At 75.7% G+C, this 15,947-nt stretch carries 12 protein-coding genes and 1 riboswitch; of the genes, 3 read left to right on the forward strand and 9 right to left on the reverse strand.

Going from position 1 to position 15,947, the window contains the following annotated elements:
- Positions 1-120: 120 nt before the first annotated feature.
- Entirely contained in the window at positions 121-1,392 is a 1,272-nt protein-coding gene (locus tag ABT023_RS14365) for a DUF8814 domain-containing protein (protein ID WP_502890670.1), read from the reverse strand.
- A 108-nt stretch (positions 1,393-1,500) separates the two neighbouring features.
- Between ABT023_RS14365 and ABT023_RS14370 the strand changes: the two genes are divergently transcribed.
- Together ABT023_RS14370 and ABT023_RS14375 are read left to right on the forward strand one after the other, a co-directional pair.
- Entirely contained in the window at positions 1,501-2,355 is an 855-nt protein-coding gene (locus tag ABT023_RS14370; protein WP_350885354.1) for a zinc finger domain-containing protein, read from the forward strand.
- A 206-nt stretch (positions 2,356-2,561) separates the two neighbouring features.
- Positions 2,562-6,206, forward strand: a complete 3,645-nt coding sequence (locus ABT023_RS14375) for a multicopper oxidase domain-containing protein (RefSeq protein WP_350885402.1) — start codon at positions 2,562-2,564, stop codon at positions 6,204-6,206.
- Between the two features lie 4 nt (positions 6,207-6,210).
- Here ABT023_RS14375 and pspM read toward each other — a convergent pair whose 3' ends face one another.
- The 7 genes from pspM to ABT023_RS14410 form a co-directional block, all read right to left on the reverse strand.
- Positions 6,211-6,996, reverse strand: coding sequence for a phage shock envelope stress response protein PspM (pspM, locus tag ABT023_RS14380; protein WP_350885356.1), 786 nt, complete (start codon positions 6,994-6,996; stop codon positions 6,211-6,213).
- A gap of 94 nt (positions 6,997-7,090) precedes the next feature.
- Positions 7,091-7,957: a PspA/IM30 family protein gene (locus tag ABT023_RS14385; RefSeq protein WP_350885358.1), complete on the reverse strand. Its 867-nt coding sequence runs from the start codon at positions 7,955-7,957 to the stop codon at positions 7,091-7,093.
- Positions 7,958-8,260: 303 nt separating this feature from the next.
- A complete protein-coding gene (locus ABT023_RS14390; protein WP_350885360.1) occupies positions 8,261-8,716 on the reverse strand; it encodes a helix-turn-helix domain-containing protein in 456 nt (151 codons plus the stop codon).
- A gap of 158 nt (positions 8,717-8,874) precedes the next feature.
- Positions 8,875-9,450 (reverse strand): CinA family protein, encoded by a 576-nt coding sequence (locus ABT023_RS14395; RefSeq protein ID WP_502890672.1) that lies wholly within the window; start codon positions 9,448-9,450, stop codon positions 8,875-8,877.
- A gap of 159 nt (positions 9,451-9,609) precedes the next feature.
- Positions 9,610-10,203, reverse strand: a complete 594-nt coding sequence (gene pgsA / locus ABT023_RS14400; RefSeq protein ID WP_350885364.1) for a CDP-diacylglycerol--glycerol-3-phosphate 3-phosphatidyltransferase — start codon at positions 10,201-10,203, stop codon at positions 9,610-9,612.
- A 77-nt stretch (positions 10,204-10,280) separates the two neighbouring features.
- On the reverse strand, positions 10,281-11,729 hold the full coding sequence (rimO, locus tag ABT023_RS14405) for a 30S ribosomal protein S12 methylthiotransferase RimO (protein WP_350885404.1): 1,449 nt from the start codon (positions 11,727-11,729) through the stop codon (positions 10,281-10,283).
- Between the two features lie 189 nt (positions 11,730-11,918).
- Positions 11,919-12,842: an ornithine cyclodeaminase family protein gene (locus ABT023_RS14410; RefSeq protein ID WP_350885366.1), complete on the reverse strand. Its 924-nt coding sequence runs from the start codon at positions 12,840-12,842 to the stop codon at positions 11,919-11,921.
- A gap of 82 nt (positions 12,843-12,924) precedes the next feature.
- A riboswitch (guanidine-III (ykkC-III) riboswitch) is annotated at positions 12,925-12,991 on the forward strand.
- A 57-nt stretch (positions 12,992-13,048) separates the two neighbouring features.
- On the opposite strand from ABT023_RS14410, the gene ABT023_RS14415 reads away from it, so the two are divergent.
- Complete coding sequence (locus ABT023_RS14415; RefSeq protein WP_350885368.1) at positions 13,049-13,363, forward strand: DMT family transporter; 315 nt, start codon at positions 13,049-13,051, stop codon at positions 13,361-13,363.
- A gap of 27 nt (positions 13,364-13,390) precedes the next feature.
- On the opposite strand, the gene ABT023_RS14420 is transcribed toward ABT023_RS14415, so the two are convergent.
- Positions 13,391-15,868 (reverse strand): FtsK/SpoIIIE family DNA translocase, encoded by a 2,478-nt coding sequence (locus ABT023_RS14420; protein ID WP_350885370.1) that lies wholly within the window; start codon positions 15,866-15,868, stop codon positions 13,391-13,393.
- Between the last annotated feature and the right edge of the window lie 79 nt (positions 15,869-15,947).

Here is a 15,947-nt window from a genome sequence, read left to right on the forward strand (position 1 = left end):
CCGCCCCCGGACGTGGGGACGGGCCGGGGCGACGCCGGACGCCGCGCCGACGCGGGACGGGGCAAGAGGCCAGGACGCGAAAGGCCAGGACGCGAGCGCCCCGGCCCCGGCCGGTGGCGGTCAGCAGCGCGGAGCGGCACCGCCGTACACGGCGGAGATGTACGCGTGGCTGATGTACTGCCCGCCGGCGAGGCGGTTCCACCGGTTCGTGGTCCGGTAGGTGCCGCTGACGGTCTGGCCGATGACGTAGCACTGGATCGGCACGTGGGCGTACGTGGCGGCGAGGCCACGGGCGGCGTACCCGGTGCCGGGGCCGGTGCGGAGGTTGAGCGGGCCGGAGCCGATCACGCCGTGCGGGCCGGTGCCGGTCCACAGGTACGCGACGTCCACCCAGGCGTTGCCGGTGAGCTGGAGGCCGTCCCAGAAGGTGCCGTCGGCGAGGTCGACGCCGCCCGGGTTCAGCACGGTCCGGCCGAACTGGTCCCGCCCGCCGTGGTAGCCGTCCTGGTACGCGGCCTGCGCCTCAGGCCTGCCCTGCGGGAGGTCCTTCCAGTTCTCCCGGACGGCGGCGGGGTTCCAGTAGTCGTCCCGGGTGTTCCACGGCCCGACGTCCCAGACCGGGGCGTACTCGCAGCGGCTGCCGCTGGTGGTGCAGACCCGGAGGGTGTAGTCGCCGGTGCCGCGCGGGGAGAGCGAGCGCCGGGACGGCAGCGCCGCGAAGTGGTCGCGGGACGTGACGACGTGCCCGTTGGCGGTGGTCCCGCCGACCAGCCCGATCCGGGTGGCGTAGACCCGGTAGACCCGGCCGGGGGTGGACGCGGCGGCGACGGCCACCCGGTCGGCGGTGAGCCGGACGGCGCGTACCGCCGGGGTGGCCCCGGCGGCGCGGGCGGTGAGCAGCACCCGGGCCTGGACCCGGGTGACCGGCTGGTCGAAGACGGCGGCCGGGCCGGCCGTGCGCCACTCGGTCCAGCCGGCGGCGTGCCGGCCGCGCACCTGGACCTCCACTGCGGCGTCCGGGCCGGCGTCCGCGTCCACCTCGGCGCGGACCCGGGTGGCGGGTCGGGTCAGGGCGCGCTCCGGGCTCAGGTACGCGCCCTCGGCGACCGGCGTGTGCCGGTCCAGGGCGGCGGAGGTGACGGCGTGCGGCGTCCGGTCGGCCAGCCGGAGCCCGCCGCCGGCCCAGCGGGCGTTGAGGCCGTCGGCGCGGGAGAGGTCGGCGTCCCACCGCTCGGCCGGCGCGACCGCGTCGGCGGCGCGGGGAGACGCGGCGGCGGCCGCCGGCAGCAGGGCGGGGGCGGGCGGGACGGCGGCGGCGACCAGGCAGAAGAGTGCGGCGGCGAGCCGCGGGGAGAGGACGAGGCTACGGGCGCGAGTACGTGGGTGATTCACGTTGTTCCTCCTCAGAACACCCTGATCGTTGCCTTTTGACGGATAGATGGGAACCTCAATGCAAATGGCGATACACGCGAATCCCGTTCGGGGAGGGAGAATGGCGGGGTGCCCGAAGGCGACACCGTCTGGAACACCGCCCGCGTCCTGCACCGCGCCCTCGGCGGGGCCCGGCTCACCGGCTCCGATTTTCGGGTGCCGCAGTTGGCCACCGTCGACCTGACCGGCTGGACGGTGCGCGAGCCGGCCAGCCGGGGCAAGCACCTGCTGCTCCGGCTCACCGCCCCGGAACCGGTCACCGCCCCGGCCGCCGGTGACGATCGGACGACCCGCTGGACGCTGCACTCGCACCTGCGGATGGACGGGGCCTGGCGGGCGTACGCGCCGGGCGAACGCTGGACGGCCCGGCCCGCGCACCTGATCCGGGCGGTGCTGCGCGGCCCGGAGGCGGTCGCCGTCGGGTACCACCTGCACGAACTGGCGCTGCTTCCGACGGCGGAGGAGGGCGCGCTGGTGGGGCACCTCGGGCCGGACCTGCTCGGCACCGACTGGGACCCGGTCGAGGCGGTCCGCCGGCTCGCCGCGCGCCCGGAGGCGGCGATCGGGGAGGCGCTGCTCGACCAGCGCAACCTGGCCGGCGTGGGCAACCTGTACAAGTGCGAGGTGCTGTTCCTGCGCGGGATCTCGCCGTGGACCCCGGTCGGCGCGGTGCCCGACCTGGCCGGCACGGTGACGCTCGCGCAGAAACTGCTGGCAGCCAACCGGGGACGGTGGACGCAGAGCACCACCGGCTCGCTGCACCGGGGGCGGACCAGCTACGTGTACGGCCGGCGCGCGCAGCCCTGCCGCCGGTGCGGCACCGCGATCCGCAAGGAGGAGCTGGGCGAACGGGTCACCTACTGGTGCCCGGCCTGCCAACCCGAACCGCCGGGTCCCGCGCCGCCCCGACCGACGCCCCCCTGACCCCGGCGACCGGGCCGGTCAACGCCCTGACCTGCCCCGACGCGCCCGTCCCAGGGTCCGGGACGCCCACAGATACGGACGATTGGGTAGTTCCTAACCGGGGGTCCGCCGTCGCATGCTGCGGTTGACTGCTCACCGATCGTCAACAGGCGCGCCGACCGTCCCAAGGGGGTGGCGGCCGGCGCGCCTCGATCCCGGGGAGAGCCATCGTGCTGTTCCGCAGACTGCGCTCCAACCTCGCCGACCGGGCCGCCCGCACCGGCCGGGAGGTCGGGCCGACCGTGCCGGCGGCCCGGGCCGCCGAGGAGGCGGCCCCCGTCCCGGCCAGCCTCGACCCGGCGGCGGTCCCGCGCAGCTTCGGGCCGGTGCCCAACTTCGCCACCAGCCCGCTGCCGGTCCCCGACGGGCGGGGCGGGACGGTCCCCGGCACCGGCCTGCGCAAGTTCGTCGACGCACTGCCGGGCCCGGGCGAGGCGGGCCGCACCGAGCTGGGCGGGTACCTGCCGGTGGCCGTCCCCGACACCATCACCTGGCCGGGCTGCGACTACTACGAGATCGGTCTCCAGGAGTACGCCCAACGCCTGCACCGCGACCTGCCCGCCACCCGACTGCGCGGCTACCGGCAGCTCAACCTGGGCACCGACGGCTCCGGGCACAACACAGTCGTCCCGCCCGACCGGCCGTACCTGCTCGGGCCGGTGATCGTGGCCCGGCGGGGCCGGCCGGTACGGATCAAGTTCATCAACCAGCTCCCCACCGGGCGGGCCGGCGACCTGTTCCTGCCCGTCGACCCGACCCTCGACGGTGCCGGGGCCGGGCCGCTGGACGGGCCGGCGCCGTACCCGCAGAACCGGGCCGTGCCGCACCTGTACGGCGGGCAGACCGGCTGGATCAGCGCCGGCAACCCGTGGCAGTGGGTGACCCCGGCCGGCGAGATCACCCCGTACCCGACGGGGGTGGGGCTGACCCACGTGCCGGACATGCCGCCGCCCGGCCCCGGTGCGACGACCCTGTATTACCCGAACGAGCAGAGCGGCCGGCTGATGTGGCTGCACGACAACACGCTCGGCCTGTCCCGGCTCACCGTCCACTCCGGTCAGCTCGCGCTCTACCTGCTGGCCGACCCGGCCGAGGAGCGCCTCGTCGCCGACGGCGTGCTGCCCGCCGAGCAGTTGCCGCTGGTGATCCAGGACCGCACCTTCGTGCCGGACGACACCCAGCTCGCCGCCCAGGACCCGACCTGGGACCGGGACCGCTGGGGGGCCCGGGGCAGCCTGTGGCACCCGCACGTCTACCAGCCCCGGCAGAACCCGTACCGGACCTCGGGCGGCAACCCGACCGGCCGCTGGGACTACGGCCCGTGGACCGGCCCCCCGCCGGGCCGGGAGGCGGCCGCCCGACCAGGGCCGGACCCGGAGACCGACGGCCGCCCGGCCGGGCCGGCACCGAACCCGCACCACGATCCGGTCGCCGCCCCCGACGAGCCGCCGCTGGCCCCGGGCGTGCCGCACCCGTCGGCGGTGCCGGCGGCGTACGGCGACACCCCGCTGGTCAACGGGGCCGCCTACCCGTACCTGACGGTGGAGCCGAGGGCGTACCGGTTCCGGATCCTCAACGCCTGCGCGGACCGCGGCCTCAACCTCCAGCTCTACCGGGCCCGCTCGGACGGCCCGATGTGGGGCCCGGACGGCGAGCTGCGCGACGCCGACGCGGGCGAGGTGCCGATGGTGGAGGCGGTCCGCTCCCCCGGCCGCCCGGCGCACTGGCCCACGGACGGCCGCGACGGTGGGGTGCCGGACCCCGCCGCGGCCGGGCCGGAGTTCGTCCAGGTCGGCAACGAGTGCGGGCTGCTGCCCGCCCCGGTGGTGCTGCCCAACCGCCCGGTGGGCTACCGGTACGACCGGCAGGACCCGACCGTGCTGAACGTCGACGGGCACACCCTGCTGCTCGCCCCCGGGGAGCGGGCCGACGTGGTGGTCGACTTCTCCGCCGTCCCGCCCGGGGCCACGGTGATCCTCTACAACGACTGCCCGGCCCCGCTGCCCCGGTTCGACCAGCGCTACGACCACCACACCGACGCGCCGGACCGCACCGCCGTGGGCGGGATCGCCGGCACCCGCCCCGGGTACGGGCCGAACACCCGCACCCTGCTCCAGTTCCGGGTGGCCGGCGAGCCCGCCGAGCCGTTCGACCTGGCCCGGCTCGCCGACCGGCTGCCCGCCGCGTACGCGGCCAGCCAGCGCCCGCCGATCGTGCCCCAGCCGGCGTACGACGCCGCGTTCGGCACCCGCACGGCCGGGGACACCGTGGTCACGGCGTACGCCACCTCGGTCAGCTTCACGCCGGCCGGGGCCGCCGTCCCGGTGACCCTCCCGCTGGCGGTGAAGGCGGTGGGGCAGGTGTTCGAGCCGGCGTACGGGCGGGTGGCCGGCCGGCTCGGGGTCGCCCACCCGCACGCCGGCCCGCTCGGCCCGGTGACCCTGCCGCTCGGGCCCGTCGACCCGGCCACCGAGACCCTGGTGATCGCCGACCCGACGGTCCCGGTCGGCGCGCCCGCCGACGGCACCCAGCTCTGGCGGATCACCGGGGACGCCGGGCAGACCCACCCCGTGCACGTCGGCGGTTGCGACGTGCAGCTCGTCAACCGCGTCGGCCGGGACGGCACGGTCCGCCTGCCGGAGGCCAACGAGCTGGGCTGGAAGGAGACGGTCCGGGTGAACCCCCGGGAGGACGTGATCGTGGCGCTGCGCCCCGTCGCGCCCGTCCTGCCGTTCAAGCTCGGCGACAGCGTCCGGCTGCTCGACCCGACGCGCCCGGCCGGCGCCCGGATCGGCTCGACCCCGGTCAGCCCGCTCGACGGCCGGCCTGCGGCGGTGGTGAACCAGCTGGTCAACATGGGCTGGGAGTACCGCTGGCACAGCCAGCTCGGCGGCCACCGGGACCAGGGCATGAGCCGCCCACTGGTGCTGCGGGTCGCCCCGAGGGGCCCCACCGGGCTGACGGCCACGCCGATGGCCGGGTCGGCGACCGTGCTGCCGGCGATCGCGCTGACCTGGACCGGCAACGGCAGCCACCCGCAGGCCCGCAGCCACCTGCTCCAGCGGGCCACCGACATCGCGTTCACCGAGGAGGTCATCGCGATCACGGTGGCCGCCGCCGCCAACCGGTACACCGACGCGACGGTCACCCCAGGGGTGACGTACCACTACCGGATCCGGGCGGAGAACGAGGTGAGCTGCTCGGCCTGGTCCAACGGGGTACCGGCGGCGGTCCGGCTCGCCGCCCCGGCCGGGCTGGTCGCGGCGATCCCGCCGGCCGCGCCGCCGCGGGTGGCGCTGCGTTGGGCGAACCGCTCCTTCGCCACCGGCGTGGACGTGCAGCGGGCCACCAACCCGACGTTCACCAGCGGGCCGGTGACCACCGCGATCGGGGTGGGCGGGCAGCACGTGGACGCCGTGGTCGCCGCGGAGACCACCTACTACTACCGGGTGCGGACCACCTACCTGGGGGCGGCGTCGCCGTGGTCGACCGTCGCCACCGTCACCACTCCGCCCCGCCCCGCGCCGCCCACGGCACTGGCCGGCGCCGCGAGCGCCCCCGCGCCCGACACGGCGACGGTGGCGCTGACCTGGGCGGCCGGGCCACCGGGCGGGCCGGGGGCCGGCTTCGTGGTGCAGCGGGCCCTCGACCCGGCGTTCGAGCGGGAGGTCGTCGCGTTCACGGTGCACGGGCGGGGGTTCACCAACACCGGCCTGGCCCGGGGCGCGACGTACCACTACCGGGTGCGGTCGTTCAACGTGGTCGGCAGCTCGCCGTTCACCCCGCCGGTGGCGGTGAGCACCCCCGGCTGAGCGGTCAGCGGGTGGGGGCGCGCAGGGGGTCGCCGACGGTACGCAGCTCGGCCAGCGCCGAGGCCACCCCGTGCAGCAGGTCGGTCGCCTCGGCGAGCCGGGACGCGGCGGCGTGCTCGCTGCTGGGGCGGGCGTCCTCGGCCAGGTAGCCGGCGGCGGCCACCACCAGTCGCTCGTACGCGGACACCCCGCTCTCCAGCTGCCCGGACAGCTCCCGGTGGGCGCCGGCGAGCGGGGCGCGGGCGTCGGCCGGGGCGAGCCGCAGGGCCCGCTCGACGCTGGCCACCCGCCCGGCCAGCTCGCGCAGCGAACGGTCGGCGGCGGCGGCCTCCAGCACGGCCGGCTCGGCCAGCCCGGTCAGCTGGCCGGTCATCCCGCCGAGGGTCAGCGCGGCCCGGTCCAGCCGGGCCCACGGCTCGGCCACGCTGGTGCCGCGCAGGGCCAGCCGGGACCGGGCCCGGCGCACCTCGGCCAGCACCCCCTGCCCGGCGGGGAGTCGTTCCACGGCGGCGACCAGCCGGGCCCGGGACCGGGCGGCGGCCTCGGCCGGGTCGAGCGCCGGGGGTGCGGGGCGGGCCGCGAGGGCTCGCAGGTCGAGCCAGCGCCAGGCGGCCAGGGCCACCGCGCTGCCCGCGGCGCCGGCCCAGGCCGCGTCGGGCAGCCCGAGCCCGGCGTACGGGGTCAGCACGGCCGCCGCCCCGGTCAGGCCGCCGCCCAGGACGCTCCACCGGCGGGCGGCCCGCCGCAGCCGGCGCAGCTCGCGGAAGTACCGTGCCCGCTCGTCTGCCATGCGTGCCTCCTCACTCCGGCCGCCCGACCGACAGCGCTGACGCCGCCCGGCCCGTCCGGCCCTGGTGCCGCCCGACCAGCGGCGCTGGTGCCGCTCAGCCGGCGGCGGTGGTGTCCCCGGTGCCGCGCTCCTGGCCCATGCTGGCCCGGATCTGGTCGAGCCGGGCCGCGGCGGCCGGGTCGGCGGCCGGAGCGGCCTGCCCCTGTCCCGCCGCGCGGTCCTGCCGGCCGGCGAGCTGCTCGCCGGCCATGCTGGAACGGATCTGCTCCAGCCGGGACGAGCCGGCCGAGTCCAGGGACGCCTTCTGGATCTCCAGCATCCGGCCCTCGACGGAGTTGCCGGCCAGCTCGGCGCGGCCCATCGCGGTGGCGTAGCGCTGCTCGATGCGGTCCCGCACCTCGTCCAACGAGGGGGTGCTGCCGGAGGCCGTCAGGGAGGACATCGACTCCAGCGAGCGGGCCACGCTCTCCTGCATCTTGGCCTGCTCCAGCTGGCTGAGCAGCTTGGTGCGCTCGGCCAGCTTCTGCTGGAGGATCATGGAGTTGTTCTCCACCGCCCGGCGGGCCTGCGCGGCGGCGCCGAGCGCCTGGTCGTGCAGGGTCTTCAGGTCCTCCGTGGCCTGTTCGGCCGAGACGAGCTGGGTGGCCAGCATCTGGGCGGACTGCTCGTACTTGCCGGCCTCCGCCTCGTCGCCGCGGGCCCGGGCCTGGTCGGCGAGGACCAGGGCCTGCCGGGCGTTGCCCTGGAGCCGCTCGACCTCGGACATCTGCCGGGACAGCTTCAGCTCCAGCTGACGCTGGTTGCCGATGACCGCCGCCGCCTGCTGGACCAGCGCCTGGTGCTGACGCTGCGCCTCCTCGACGGCCTGCTGGATCTGCACCTTGGGGTCGGCGTGCTCGTCGATCCGGGCACCGAAGAGCGCCATCAGGTATTTCCAGCCCTTGACGAACGGGTTCGCCATCTCCGCGGTATCCCCTCAGTAGAGTCGCGCCGCCCCGACCGTGCCGGGCGGTCCGGCCGGCGGTCGCACGCGGCAATGAAGCCATGGTCCCAGCCGGGCGCCAGCCCGGCCATCCGTACGCGACGAGCGGCACGCGCCGCCGTCTGATCAACAGTACGCGGCGCGGGAAAGCCCGACCACGTCGTCGGGCGGCCGGGGCGGCGCCGGCCGCGCGGGCGGGCCGGCGGGCGGCGTCGAGGCGATCCGGGGCGCCTCGGCGGCGGGGCAATCCGCGTGGCAGGCTCGATCAGGCGGCGGGCTGGATCAGGCGGCGCAGACGACGTCGCGGTCGCGGTCAGCGGGGCGCACCCGCGTGCTGCGCAGGGTGGCCTTCAGCGGCGAGTCCTGGTGCACCGCCACCGACACCGCGCCGCCCGTGGAGACCTGGCGCATACCGCGGCCTGCGGCGTTGCGAACGGAGGCGCGGCCCACCGGCGCCGGCTCGACGGGCTCGTCCTGCACCGGCATCAGCACCCCCGGAAGCTGCTCGGCGAGCGCCACCGTGTCGCTGACCTCGCGGAGCAGCTCGGAGAGGCGGGCACCGAGGGCGTCGCAGATGGCGGCCAGCAGCTCGCTGGAGGGCTCCTTCTGGCCGCGCTCGATCTCGGACAGGTATCCCAGGCTCACGTTCGCCGCGGAGGAGACCTCGCGCAGGGTGCGCTGCTGCCCCTGCCGGCGCGCCCGCAGTGCGTCACCGATCACCCGGCGTAGCAGGACCATCGCACCTCCCCTGACGGGTCTCACCCCTCCGACGGTCGTCGTTCCCGGCGCGGTGGACCGCCCCGGTGCCGACGACACTCGTCGGAGCCTTCCCGCAACCGTACCCGCTGCCGGCCCCGGTGACATCCCACCCCGCCCCACCATCTGGCGCTGGCCGCTCAGTGCCCACCCGTCGCAGCGGTCGCGGGATCCCCGTCGGTGGCGGCCGGCGCGCCCGGCGCGGACGCCGCCTCCACCGCGTGGAGCCGCCGGGTGAGCAGCCGCAACGCCTCGATCACCGTGGCGGAGCGGATGTGGTCCCGGCCGCCGTCCAGGTCGAGCCGGGTGACCTCGGCTCCGCCCGGCCCGGCGACGGCGACGTAGACCAGCCCGACCGGCTTGCCGTCCTGCGGCTCCGGGCCGGCCACGCCGGTGGTGGCCAGCCCCCAGTCGGCCCCGCAGCGGCGCCGGCCGCCCTCGGCCAGGGCGAGGGCCACGTTCGGGTCGACCGGTCCGCGGTCGGCCAGCAGGTCCTCCGGTACGCCGGCCAGCAACGCCTTCAACTCGGTGGCGTACACGACCAGCCCGCCCCGGTAGACGCCGCTCACCCCGGCGATCTCCACGAGCGAGGCGGCGAGCAGCCCACCGGTGAGCGACTCCACGGTCGCCAGCGTCTCGTGCCGCTGCGCGAGGCGGTGCACCACCCCGGCCGCCGGGTTCCCGACCGGCCGCCGCTCATTCGCGTCCGTCCCCATGCCCATGTTCCTTTCCCCGCCGCTGCCGCCCTACGCCACCCCGCCCACGCATCCTCCCGCCCGCCACCGGCGACCAGCTGGCGGTCGCCAGGACACGCCGGGCGGGCCGTCGACGGCCCCGTGACCACCGGGGAGGCCGGGGTCGGCCTGGTGGGTCGGTCAGGGGCGGGGCCGACGGAGCCGGAGAGCCTGGGCGATGTAGTCGAAGCCGGTGACCACCGTGACGATCACCGCGGCGGCCATGATCCAGGGGCCGACGTCGGCGAGACCGGCCGGCATCGGCCACAGGTACCAGGTGATCGCGAGGATCTGGAGCGCAGTCTTGATCTTGCCGCCTCGGCTGGCCGCGATGACGCCGTGCCGGATCACCCAGAACCGCAGCGCCGTGATGCCCAGCTCGCGGGCCAGGATCAGCGCGGTCACCCACCAGGGCAGCAGGTCGTACCAGGACAACAGCACCAGGGCCGCGCCGGTGAGCGCCTTGTCGGCGATCGGGTCGGCGACCTGCCCCACGGAGGTGACCAGGCCGAAGCGGCGGGCGATCCAGCCGTCCACCAGGTCGGTGGCCGAGGCGAAGACGAAGATCAGGCAGGCCACGATCCGCCACCCGGAGTGGCTCATCGCCGACATCACGACCGTCGCTCCGAAGACCGGCACCAGCACCAGCCGCAGCAGGGTCAGCGCGTTGGCCGCGTTGAGCACCGACACCCGGGCGACCACCGGCGACGGCGTCGCCCCCGCCGCCGGAGTCACCGGCGTGCCCCGATGAGGCCGCCGTGGCGTACCTGGCACCGCACCACGTGGCTCCCCCGCTCTCTCAGGGCCCGCCGTCACCGTGCCGCGCCGGGCGCCGCCGAGATCATCTCATCCGGGACCGCGACCAGGTCCACCCCTTCGGTGGCGGTGACCGTCGCCCGCACCAGGTCGCCGGGGCGCAGCGCGGCCAGGTCCATGCCGCCCTCGGCCGGGGCGACCAGGGTCGTCGAGCCGTCGACCTCGGGGGCCTGGTGCGCCGCCCGGCCCTCGATCACGCCGTCGTCGACCGAGTCGACCAGCACCTCGACCGTGGAGCCGAGCCGCTCCTCGGCGCGCTGCGAGCACAGCTCGTCGGCGAGCGCGCTGAGCCTGTCGTACCGGCGCTTGATGGTGGCGGCGGACACCTTGCCGGGCAGGCCGGCGGCCTCGGTGCCGTCCTCGTCGCTGTAGTCGAACATGCCGATCGCGTCGAGCCGCGCCTCGGTGAAGAAGCGGACCAGCTCGGCGACGTCGGCGCGGGTCTCGCCGGGGAAGCCGACGATGAAGTTGCTCCGCGCACCGGCCTGCGGGGCCAGGGCGCGGGCGGAGGCCAGCAGCTCCAGGAACCGGTCGGTGGAGCCGAAACGGCGCATCCGGCGCAGCACCGGCTCGCTGGAGTGCTGGAACGACAGGTCGAAGTAGGGCGCGACGCCCGGCGTGCCGGCGATCGCCTCGACCAGCCCGGGCCGGGTCTCGGCGGGCTGGAGGTAGCTCACCCGGACCCGGACGATGCCGGACACGGCGGCGAGCTGCGGCAGCAGCTTCTCCAGCGCCCGGGGGTCGCCCAGGTCCTTGCCGTACGACGTCGAGTTCTCGCTGACCAGCACCAGCTCCCGGACGCCGCTGCGGGCCAGCCATTCCGCCTCGGCGAGCAGCTCGTCGGGCGTACGCGAGACGAAGGCGCCGCGGAAGGCCGGGATGGCGCAGAACGCGCAGCGCCGGTCGCAGCCGCTGGCCAGCTTCAGCGACGCCACCGGGCCGGTGTCGAGCCGGTGCCGCAGCACCTGGCGCAGGTGGGCCGGGGTGTGCTCGTCGGTCTGCACGGCCGCCCGCGAGGTGCCGTGTCCGGGCAGCGAGACCGCGCTGTCGCGCCGGGCGACCGGGGTCAGCGGCAGCAGTTCGCGCCGGTCGCGCGGGGTGTGCGCGTCGATCGCCTCGCCGGCCACGACCGCGTCGAGCCGGGCGGCGATGTCCGGGTAGTCGTCGAAGCTCAGCACCGCCTGCGCCTCGGGCAGGCTGGCGGCCAGCTCCCGGCCGTACCGCTCGGCCATGCAGCCGGCGGCGACCACCTTGGCGCCGGTGTCGGCGGCGGCCAGCAGCGTCTGGATCGAGTCCTGCTTGGCCTTCTCCACGAAGCCGCAGGTGTTGACGATCACCACGTCGGCACCCTCGCCGTCGGTGGTCACCTGCCAGCCGTCGGCGTGCAGCCGGGCGGCCAACTCCTCCGAGTCGACCTCGTTACGGGCGCAGCCCAGCGTCAGCATGGCGACGCGGCGGCCGGTGGCGGCGGACGACAGCTCCAGGTCGGGGCGCGGCGCCAGTTGCGCCGAGCTGGAGCCGTCGGAAGAGGAGGTGGCAGACACCATCCGAGGGTACCGGGCGCGCGGAGGTCGCCTGGCAACGGCGGTCGCCACCCTCCGCGCCGACTGCCGGGGGACGGGTGCCGGCCGCCGTCAGAGCCGGGCCACCGCGACCCGGACCAGGCGGTCGAGCAGGAAGACCTCCGTGCCGGCCAGGCCGGTGGAGCAGAACACCGACACCTGGTCCGCGCCGGTCCGCCCCGGGGCCGTCCCCGCCAGCACCGCGCCCAGGTCGGCCAGCCGCCCCGCGTACGGGGGCAGCGCGGCGAGCATCGGCGGGTCGTACGCCATCGCCTGGGCCGGCGAGTCCGTGACCAGGACGTCGGCGGCGTCCAGCAGATCGGTGCCGAACTCGGCCCGGCCGCGCTGCTTGAAGCCGACCGCGTTGACGTGTGCCCCTGGGGCGAGGTCGGCGGCGTCCAGCACCGGCGTGGGGCTGGTGGTGGCGAGCACCACGACGTCCCGGCCGGTCACGGCGGCCCGGGCCGAGGCCACGGCGCGGGCCGGGACGCCCAGCTCGGCGCGGACCCGGGCGGCGAACGCCTCCCGGCGGGCCGCCGAGCGGCTGTGCACGGTCACCTCGCGCAGCGGGCGCACGGCGGCGACGGCCCAGACCTGGGTCCACGCCTGCCCACCCGAGCCGATCACGCCGAGGGTGGCCGCGTCCGGGCGGGCCAGCGCGTCGACCGCCACCCCGCCCAGCCCTCCGGTGCGCCGGGAGCCCAGCTCCTCGCCGACGGCGACCGCCCGCGCCGCCCCGGTCCGTGCGTCGTGCAGCACGACGAGCTGCTCGCCCTGCGGGTGGCCGAACGTGTCGTACGTGCGGTAGCCGTACCACTCGTCGGCGAGCTGCCCGGCGGTGAGGACCATCCGGCCGCCGCTCAGCGGGGCGGACGCCCGGGGCGGCGCGACCAGCCGGCCGGCGTGGGCGGCGAGCAGGGCGTCCCGCATCGCGGCCACGGTGGTGGACGCGTCGAGGACGGCGGCGACCTCCCGGTCGGAGACGAGCAGAGTCATGCCGGCAATACTGGTACTTGAACTCAGCTTCATGTCAATCGACGTGCCCGACCCTGCCCCGGTGCTAGCGTCGGGGGCGGTGGCCGAGGCACGACAACGGCCGCTCCGGACGAGGGTGGGCGTACCCGGTGAGGCCAAGACGCCCGCGAGTTGTGCCCACTCGTCCCGGTCCCCGGCGGTCCGGGCCCCCGCAGAGGTGATGTCACATGGCCTGGATCGTGTTGGTGATCTCCGGACTCCTGGAGACCGCGTGGGCGATCTCGCTGGACCGCAGCGTCGGCTTCAGCCGCCCCCTCCCCTCGCTCGTCTTCGTCGTCACGCTGGTGCTCAGCATGCTGGGGCTGGCGTACGCGCTGCGCGAGATCCCGGTCGGCACCGGCTACGTCATCTGGGTCGGCATCGGCGCGGTCGGCACCGCGCTGGTCGGGATGCTGGCGCTGGGCGAGTCGACCAGCCTGCCCCGGATCCTCTGCCTGCTGCTGGTGGTGGCCGGAGTGGTCGGTTTGAAGGTCTTCCACTGACACCTGGTCCCCGCCCCGCCGGCGCGGTCAGTCCCCCGCGCCACCCAGGCCGGCGATGACCTCGTCCAGCTCGTCCGGCTTGACCAGCACGTCGCGGGCCTTGGAGCCCTCCGACGGGCCGACCACGCCCCGGGTCTCCATCAGGTCCATCAGCCGGCCCGCCTTGGCGAAGCCGACCCGCAGCTTGCGCTGGAGCATCGAGGTCGAGCCGAACTGCGAGGTGACCACCAGCTCGACCGCCTGCACCAGCAGGTCGAGGTCGTCGCCGATCTCCTCGTCGACCTTCTTCCTGGTGTCCTGCGCCGGGGCCAGCACGTCCGGGCGGAACTCCGGCTCGCGCTGGTCCTTGCAGAACTTCACCACGTCGGCGATCTCGCGCTCGGTGACCCAGGCGCCCTGGATCCGGACCGGCTTCGACGCGCCCATCGGCAGGAACAGCCCGTCGCCCCGGCCGAGCAGCTTCTCCGCGCCCGGCTGGTCCAGGATGACCCGCGAGTCGGCCAGCGACGAGGTGGCGAACGCCAGCCGGGACGGCACGTTGGCCTTGATCAGACCGGTCACCACGTCGACCGAGGGGCGCTGGGTGGCCAGCACCAGGTGGATGCCGGCCGCGCGGGCGAGCTGGGTGATCCGGACGACCGAGTCCTCCACGTCGCGGGGGGCGACCATCATCAGGTCCGCCAGTTCGTCGACGATCACCAACAGGTACGGGTACGGCCGCATCTCCCGCTCGCTGCCCGGCGGGGCGGTGATCTCCCCGCTGCGCACCTTGCGGTTGAAGTCGTCGATGTGCCGGACCCCGTTCGCGGCGAGGTCGTCGTAGCGCATGTCCATCTCGCGGACGACCCAGTCCAGCGAGTCGGCCGCCTTCTTCGCGTTGGTCACGATCGGGGTGACCAGGTGCGGGATGCCCTCGTAGCCGGTCATCTCGACCCGCTTCGGGTCGATCAGCAGCAGCCGCACCTCGTCCGGGGTGGCCCGGGTGAGGATGGACACCAGCAGGGTGTTGAGGCACGAAGATTTGCCGGCGCCGGTGGCGCCCGCGATCAGGATGTGCGGCATCTTCGCGAGGTTGGCCACCACGAAGCCGCCCTCGATGTCCTTGCCGAGGGCGACCACCATCGGGTGGTGGTCGCTGGTGGCCACCCGGGAGCGCAGCACGTCGCCGAGGGCCACGTTCTCCGGGTCGGTGTTCGGGATCTCCACGCCGACCGCGCTCTTGCCCGGGATCGGGCTGAGGATCCGCACGTCCGGCGACTTCACCGCGTACGCGATGTTGCGGGAGAGCTGGGTGATCCGCTCGACCTTGACGCCCGGCCCCAGTTCGACCTCGTACCGGGTGACCGTCGGGCCCCGGGTGAAGCCGGTGACCTCGGCGTCCACCCCGAACTGGTCGAACACCCCGGTCAGCGCCGCGATGATCTCGTCGTTGGCCTTGCTCCGGGTCTTCGCCGCGGGGCCACCGCTGAGCATGTTGGCCGGCGGCAGCGTGTAGTCGCCGGACAGGCCGCTGAGCGCGAGCTGCTCGGCCCGGGTGGGCGCGGGCGAATGCTCCGGCGGCTCGACCGGCTTGCGGGTGGCGGGCACCTTGGCCGGGGGTTTGCGGGGCAGCACCACCGTCTCCTGGAGGTCGACCCCCTCGTACCCCTCCTCGAAGTCGTCCGGGTCGGGCAGCGGCGGCGCGGCGCGCTTGGCCGGGCGGCGGCGGGCCGGCTTCTTCTCGACCACCTCCACCACCTCGACCTCGACCTCGTCGACGGCCGGCGGCGTGCCGGCCACCGCCCCGGCGAGCATCCCGAGCCGCTCCGGGATCTTGTTGATCGGGGTGGCGGTGACCACCAGCAGGCCGAAGACCAGCAGCAGGATCAGCAGCGGCACGGCCACCCAGGCGGTCACGGCGCTCTCCAGCAGGTCGCCGACGCCCGCGCCGATCAGGCCGCCGGCGTAGTCGCGCTGGACCGAGTCCACCGGGTTCTGTCCGATGTGCAGCATCGCCGCCGTGGCGACCAGCATGGAGCCCCAGCCGACCAGGCCCCGGCCCCGGTGCTCCGGGTCGGCCGGCGTGCGCATCAGTCGCCACGCGCCGATCGACAGCAGCACCGGCACGACGACCGAGATCGCCCCGAGGAAGAGCCGGACCGTGTCCGCGAGCCGGGCGCCCAGCGGGCCGGCCCCGGAGAACCAGATGGCCACCGCGCTGAGCAGGGCGAGGCCGAGCAGCAGCAGGCCGCCGCCGTCGCGGCGGTGCTCCGGGTCGAGGTCGCGGGCCGAGGCGGCCTGCCGGCCGGCGGCCCGCACCGTCCAGCCGACGCCGTGCGCCAGCCCCATCCACACCGTGCCGATCGCGCGGCCCACGTGGTGCGCCGGGCCGGGGCGCGCTGCGGCGGTGCGCCGCCGGGGCGCCGCCTTGGTGGTCTTCTTCGCCGGCTGACGGGCACGACTGTTCGTGGTGCCACGCGGCGACGCGCCGCGTCGCCGGCTCGCCTGAGAGGTACGGCCCGCCATAGAGTCACCGTAACGGCGGGACCCGGCGGATCGCCGCTTTTCCGGGTCGTGTCCGCGCGTCGCAGCACTGACGGCGCCG

It is taken from the genome of Micromonospora sp. NPDC002296 (assembly GCF_040296145.1).
Lineage (GTDB): Bacteria > Actinomycetota > Actinomycetes > Mycobacteriales > Micromonosporaceae > Micromonospora.